Source organism: Camelimonas lactis, from assembly GCF_004342915.1.
Lineage (GTDB): Bacteria > Pseudomonadota > Alphaproteobacteria > Rhizobiales > Beijerinckiaceae > Camelimonas > Camelimonas lactis.
The window spans coordinates 1-5,760 of the sequence record NZ_SLWL01000039.1; the positions used below are offsets into that span (position 1 = coordinate 1).

The 5,760-nt window shown below is 60.7% G+C and carries 6 protein-coding genes; 2 read left to right on the plus strand and 4 right to left on the minus strand.

What is annotated here, in order from left to right:
- Positions 1-255: 255 nt before the first annotated feature.
- From EV666_RS17915 to EV666_RS17930, 4 genes are all read right to left on the minus strand, one after another.
- Positions 256-1,050 carry a hypothetical protein gene (locus tag EV666_RS17915; RefSeq protein ID WP_132010990.1) on the minus strand — a complete coding sequence of 265 codons (795 nt, stop codon included), beginning with the start codon at positions 1,048-1,050 and terminating at the stop codon, positions 256-258.
- Entirely contained in the window at positions 1,047-1,268 is a 222-nt protein-coding gene (locus tag EV666_RS17920; protein ID WP_132010992.1) for a helix-turn-helix transcriptional regulator, read from the minus strand. Before EV666_RS17920 ends, EV666_RS17915 begins: the two co-directional genes overlap by 4 nt.
- A gap of 73 nt (positions 1,269-1,341) precedes the next feature.
- Positions 1,342-1,836, minus strand: a complete 495-nt coding sequence (locus EV666_RS17925) for a hypothetical protein (RefSeq protein WP_132010994.1) — start codon at positions 1,834-1,836, stop codon at positions 1,342-1,344.
- Complete coding sequence (locus tag EV666_RS17930) at positions 1,826-3,133, minus strand: tyrosine-type recombinase/integrase (RefSeq protein ID WP_245514514.1); 1,308 nt, start codon at positions 3,131-3,133, stop codon at positions 1,826-1,828. The genes EV666_RS17925 and EV666_RS17930 overlap by 11 nt, the downstream gene beginning before the upstream one ends.
- A gap of 893 nt (positions 3,134-4,026) precedes the next feature.
- Here EV666_RS17930 and EV666_RS17935 point away from each other — a divergent pair.
- Together EV666_RS17935 and EV666_RS17940 are read left to right on the plus strand one after the other, a co-directional pair.
- Positions 4,027-5,121 carry a phage major capsid protein gene (locus tag EV666_RS17935; RefSeq protein ID WP_132010996.1) on the plus strand — a complete coding sequence of 365 codons (1,095 nt, stop codon included), beginning with the start codon at positions 4,027-4,029 and terminating at the stop codon, positions 5,119-5,121.
- A gap of 12 nt (positions 5,122-5,133) precedes the next feature.
- The gene (locus EV666_RS17940; RefSeq protein WP_132010998.1) at positions 5,134-5,514 is read left to right on the plus strand and encodes a hypothetical protein; all 381 of its coding nucleotides are present in this window, start codon (positions 5,134-5,136) and stop codon (positions 5,512-5,514) included.
- The last annotated feature ends 246 nt before the right edge of the window (positions 5,515-5,760 follow it).

A 5,760-nucleotide genomic window follows, 5' to 3' on the forward strand; every position in this document is an offset into this window, starting at 1 on the left:
TGCGGGGTGAACGTCACGACGTGACGGCCATGAATGTTTGGAACATCTGACCGGTGGCCATTCTTCGCCTGACGCAGGGTCAGGCCATACAGCCGGACGTCGTCGGTCAGTTGAAGATCAAACCGCGCGACGACCGTGCCGCCTGTTCGATCTGGGGTGATTCTGAGAATGCGCATGTGCGCCTCCTGGGTAGGGGGTGACGTTCCCGCCGACGGTTGCCGGCGGGGTAGGTTGTTCAGGTTGTGGCGGGGATGGTCAGGCGGCGCGGGCCAGTGGCTCGACGTAGGTGTGATCTTCGACGCTGATGTTCTTCGCCTTCGTCGGATCAATAACTACTTCCGGCTCGCGGCCAGAAGTCTCCCACAGAGCCAAGATGTGACGAACTGGGTATTCGCAGGTCATAATACCTGCCCAACGTCCACCCCATGCATTTCCATTGGCAAAACGTTCTGCCGTTGCACGATCACGCGTCCATGACATGCCGCGGTAACGAGTGTTGTACGGCTCAATAAGTCTGCCTGTTCCACGGTACAGACGAACTGTTCGCCCGGATCGCTGGAGCGCTTCTATGGTATCTAGTTCATTCGCGTCCATGAGAAGGTCATGTCCGGCCTCTCGGAAATATTCTCGGAGCACGACCTTGCTCGTCGCATTCACGAAAAGCGCTCCGACGCTATTGCCGTGTGTGAACCCTTTCTTCAGGAGTGTTGCCCTGACACGAGGGCCGCCGGCCCTGACGTATAGAAACTCATCCGGTATCCCTCCTCGGCATTCGCCGTCTACTGCCAACAGAAGATGCACGGCGGCCTCACAGGCGGCATCGTCATCTCGGCCATGCAGCAGAGTTAGGTCAGAGAACCGATTAATTGCTTCAATGTGATGGCGGAGTGGCTCATCATTTGCACCATAATACATCTTTTCTGCTCGAAGACGTCGATGCCTGCTCTTGACTTGCGCGAGAGCGCAAGAGCGGAATTTTTCGGCCTGCTCATGAGGGCTGAGCTTGGACCACATCATCGCAGACCACTCACGCCGGAAGATCGCGCTCATGCCGCAGCCCTTCCATTCGCAGGCCTGTTGTCATTCGACGCCTGCCAAGTTGATGTTGCGCGCCGATCAGCCATCCAGGTATCCAGATCGGATTTCGCGTACACGACTGCAGCGCCGATTTTGAAAAAGGCGGGGCCTCCGCCATAACAGCGCGCCTTGTCCAGGAAGCTTTTGCTCACGCCGACGTAATGCGCGGCCGCCTTCACTCGTAGATGCATGTTGATCTCCGTCGCCGCGTGGTGTTCGGCGTTGGACTCACGTTGCCCCGGATGCAATCCCGTTAATACGGGGTCATTTTCGGGACAGCGCTTTGGCGGCGGCGTGGAAGGCCCGGTCCAGAATGCGCTCGTATTGCCAGCGGGCCATTTGATCAGGGATGCGCTTGGCGCCGCTCATCGCATTTTGCGCGGTGCTCGCCGATACATCTGGAGTCTCGCGGTGAATTTGCTGGGCCGCCTGTTTCTGATTCAGTCCGGCTCGCATTGCGGATTTCATCCGGCTTCTATTCACGAAACGAGACCAACCTGCAGGTCGACCGCCAAGGCTTTCACGATCCACCGGCGTCTCGATCTGAAAAGCTGGCTCGTGCTTCGCCGCCAAGGCCAGCGCTAGGTCCCGCCAGCCGTCTGGCGTCGGTTCCAGCATGTGCGCAGCCAGCAGCGCTTCCAGACGCTCTCGCAACTCCGCAGCAAGGGCCGGTGCGTCAGTGTGATCGTCAATGCGCAGGGGAGGGCGGTCCAATGTTTCATGGATCCAGACGTTCGGATCGTGGTCGTCATCGGTCATCCGATTTGCCTTCCATCGCTGCGGTAATTTTGCCGGCAATGACATTCGCCGCCCTGCGCACTGGGTCTGCGTCCAGATGGGCGTACCGTGCCGTTGTGCTGGCCTGTGTGTGCCCCAGCAGTTTGCCAATGACGGGCAACCCCATCCCGGCCCCAGCGCCAATGCTGGCGAAGGAGTGCCGCAAGTCGTGCAGACGGACATCCTCAAGGCCTGCATGCTGCCGCACCAACGCCCAAGGCCGCTTCAGGTCCCGCCGTGGAGTCTCGTCCGATTGGCCCGCTGAGGCTCCGGCTATGACATACCGTCCTGCGCGCTGCAGTCTCGTAAGGATAGCCAGCGCTGCGTCGGACAGCACGACAGTTTTCCGACCGGTCTTTGAATCAGGCAGAAACAGTAGGCCGCGCTCGGTATCGACGTCGCGCCAGGTGAGATTCAATATCTCGCCGACACGACAGCCAGTCAGGATCAACAGTCGCAGGGCGCCCGCGGCCCACGGATCAATTGTGAGCAGTTGGTTCTCTGGCAGTTTCGAGGCGTGCTTCGATGTTGACGGGGGGCGAGGCACGCCGGACGTCTCAGCTTGCTCAATCGCGGCGCCAAGCCGGGTCAGTTCCTCCGTGGAAAGGTAGCGTTCACCAGACCCGTCCGGGAATTTGGCGATGCCGGTGGTCGGGTTGTCGCTACGATAACCCTGCGCGATGGCCCATGTGAAAATTCCACCCAGAAGCCGCACGGTGCGGGTGGCGGTTCCCTTTCCGCCGCGCACGATTGACCGCCCCTGCTTACCTGTCTTGGTGTCCGCCGCGGACTTGCCCGCAGCGACGTCGCGCATAAAGCGTTCAATATCCGGCCGGGTGAGTTCTCGCACTCGCTTGCGGCCGATCAGGGGCTTTATATGACTTGCGATGCGGCTCCGATCCGTCAGGATCGTGGAGGCCTTCTTCAGGGCGCAACCCTCGGCCAGATAGATGTCACACAACTCAGAAACAGTCATATCAGCGCGGGCTGTCTGACGATCTGCAGCAGGATCAGCGCCAAGCCTGACGGATGCCAAGATCTGTAAAGCTTCAGCGCGTGCTTGCTCTGGCGACAGGGCGCTAGCCGAGCCGATTACTATCCTGCGTTTCGCAACATTCCTGCCACCGGCTCCTGGTCGGTACTCCGCGATCCAGGAGCGGGAGCCGCTGGGGCGCACCACCAGCCCGAAACCTTTCAGGGTGGCGTCATAGAACGTGGTTGTTTTCACGACTGCGCCGATAGCCATGATGGCCCGCCTTGTCAGGTTGAGTGTCGGCATAGTTCCCCCATCCGTGGCGACTCGAGTCGCCACCGAGTCGCCACCGTGGCACGATTTCGCGGCAAATTCCGTGAAACATCGTGCAACGAATATGGCTTCAACCTTTGGAATTACAAGGGAAATTGCAACGCAGTCAAATTCCGTGAAACATAATTTTGTGCCCTCCGAAGGCAAAGGTCACACGTTCGAATCGTGTCGGGCGCGCCAACAACAAAATCAAACACTTAGCTCAGGTTGTTGGCCTGAAAATACCCCCTCAAAATCGCTTCCTAGCTACCACTGAGCTACCACAACGAACGGTTCGATTCTCCGGCGCGATAGCTCGCGACGCTCGGCCTACGGCTCCAAGCGCGCCGTGTTCCGTGACATTGCCCGCGATCGGGGGAGGGGCTTCCCCTGTTCCGCATACCCGGGTGGCGGGCTGCAATTCGGGAGCGCCCCGCCGGTGCATGCGAAGAACCGCCGTCGTCACTGATGTCCTGCAAAAGCAATGGGCCCGACCATCGGGCGGCGGCGCGGATCAAGCCGAACAGCTGCGTCGCGACATCGCGCAGTAAGCCCCGCAAAAAGAAAAGCCCCCGGGAGGAGTGCCCCCCGGGGGTAGCTCTTTGATGGAGTCTCAATATCTGATCGCGGTATCACCCTAGCCACGTCACTGGTCGCAAACAACATCACACCCCCGGGACGGAAACAGAAACCCACTCGGCGAAACACTACGAACATCGCCCGGGTATTCCCCGGAGTGTAATTCCAGCGATAATTGACCTTGCGTGATTTATGTCCGCAGAACGGCTTTGCATCTGCTCGCGACGTTCAGATGATTTGTCGATCCTCGCGACGAGGATGGCCCCAGCTCCTGCGAACAGCGCCAACTCAACTGTCGCGAGGAATGCATGAGCACTGCAGAAAACGAACTGGCCGAGGTGATGGATGCCTTCAGCAAGTTCAAGACGAACAACGACGATCGTTACAAGGACCTGCAGGAGCAGGTTGACCGGATTGAGGCCGCCGCCAACCGGCCGCGCACCGGCGGGTCTGACAGCTGGTCGCCGTCCAACAACTTTGAACGCAAGGCGTTCGCCTCCTATCTGCGCCATGGCAATCAGACGCCCGCCGAGAAGCTGAACGCCCTGACAGTCTCCAGCGACACCCAGGCCGGTTATATGGCGCCGGCTGAAGTCGCCAGCGAGTTCGTCCGTAACCTGGTCGAGTTCAGCCCGATCCGGAGTGTCGCCAGCGTTCGCACGACGGGCGCAGACGCTGTTCGCTACCCGACGCGCATTGGCATCACCAATGCTCAGTGGGAAGGCGAGCTGGAGGAGAGCGAAGAATCCCGGCCTGCGTTCGGCATGGCAGAGGTCCCGGTCCGCAAGCTTCAAACCTTCGTCGATCTCAGCAACGAACTGATCGCCGACTCCGGCGATCAGGCCGTGGCTGAAGTGCAGCTGGCCTTCGCCGAAGATTTCGGACGGTCGGAAGCCATCGCCTTTCTGAAGGGCGACGGTGTCAAGCAGCCGACCGGCCTGCTCAACGATTCCCGGATCCAGAGCACCGCGAGCGGGAACGCCACGGCCATCACCGCTGATGCACTTATCGATCTGCTCTACAAAATCCCGGCGACACACCGCAACGCAACGGGTTTCCGCTGGGGCATGAACGGTTCCGTTCTGGCGGCGGTCCGCAAGCTAAAGGACGGTTCTGGCAATTATCTCTGGCACCCGGGTCTCGCCGCTGGTCAGCCTGAAACCATCCTGGGCAAGCCTGTCCTGAAAATGGTCGATCTGCCTGACGTGGCAGCTGGCGCGACGCCGATCATCGCCGGCGACTTCACCGGCTATCGCATCGTCGACCGGCTTTCGCTGGCGGTTCTGTCTGACCCGCTCACCCAGGCCCGCCGTGGCGTCACCCGTCTGCACGCCACCCGGCGCGTCGGCGGCGCCGTCCTGCAGCCCGGCAAGTTCCGCAGCTTGCGGATCGCGGCCAGCTAAGGAGGTACCCCAATGCGTGATTTGTATTCCAACATCGGCGTCGTCGGCGCCATCACCCCGGCGGTCCAGGCTGCCAGCATCACCGGCGCGGCTGTCGACATCAAGGGCTTCCGTCGCCTGGCGTTCGTCCTGACCACGGGCGCCATCGTCGGCGACGGCAAGTTCGGAGCGAAGATCGAGGTCAGCGACGACAACACGACCTTCGTGGATGCGCCGACCGAGTTCGTTGCCAGCAATGCCCCCGCCGAACTCACCGCGGACGGCGCGTTCAAGATCGGCTTCCACGGCTATCACCGGTACGTGCGCCTGGTTCTGACCAAAGCGTCAGGGACCAGCATCGTAGCGAGTGCTGTCGCCGTACTGGGCGATCCGGCCATCGCTCCCGTGGCCTGAGAAATCTCGCAGGGCGACATCGGAAACCGGCGGCGGCCCGTCGGACTCAAGCCCTGCTACGTGTCGCCCTCCCCAGCCGCGAGGGGAAAGAGGACGTAGCAGGGCGCGGCCGCACCATTTGGGGGGCGGAATGCTTCAGATCATTGAACCGGTGAGAACACCGGGAATAAAGTGCGCCATTTTCTGGCGTGCCTCACCGATATAAAAGTATGCCAGTCCTGCTAGACCTCCGTTTTTTGGCGGAGG

Coding starts and splice junctions, on each gene's coding strand:
- EV666_RS17915 (WP_132010990.1), bottom strand. CDS start 1,050: ATGAGCGCGATCTTCCGGCGTGAGTGGTCTGCGATGATGTGGTCCAAG.
- EV666_RS17920 (WP_132010992.1), bottom strand. CDS start 1,268: ATGCATCTACGAGTGAAGGCGGCCGCGCATTACGTCGGCGTGAGCAAA.
- EV666_RS17925 (WP_132010994.1), bottom strand. CDS start 1,836: ATGACCGATGACGACCACGATCCGAACGTCTGGATCCATGAAACATTG.
- EV666_RS17930 (WP_245514514.1), bottom strand. CDS start 3,133: ATGCCGACACTCAACCTGACAAGGCGGGCCATCATGGCTATCGGCGCA.
- EV666_RS17935 (WP_132010996.1), top strand. CDS start 4,027: ATGAGCACTGCAGAAAACGAACTGGCCGAGGTGATGGATGCCTTCAGC.
- EV666_RS17940 (WP_132010998.1), top strand. CDS start 5,134: ATGCGTGATTTGTATTCCAACATCGGCGTCGTCGGCGCCATCACCCCG.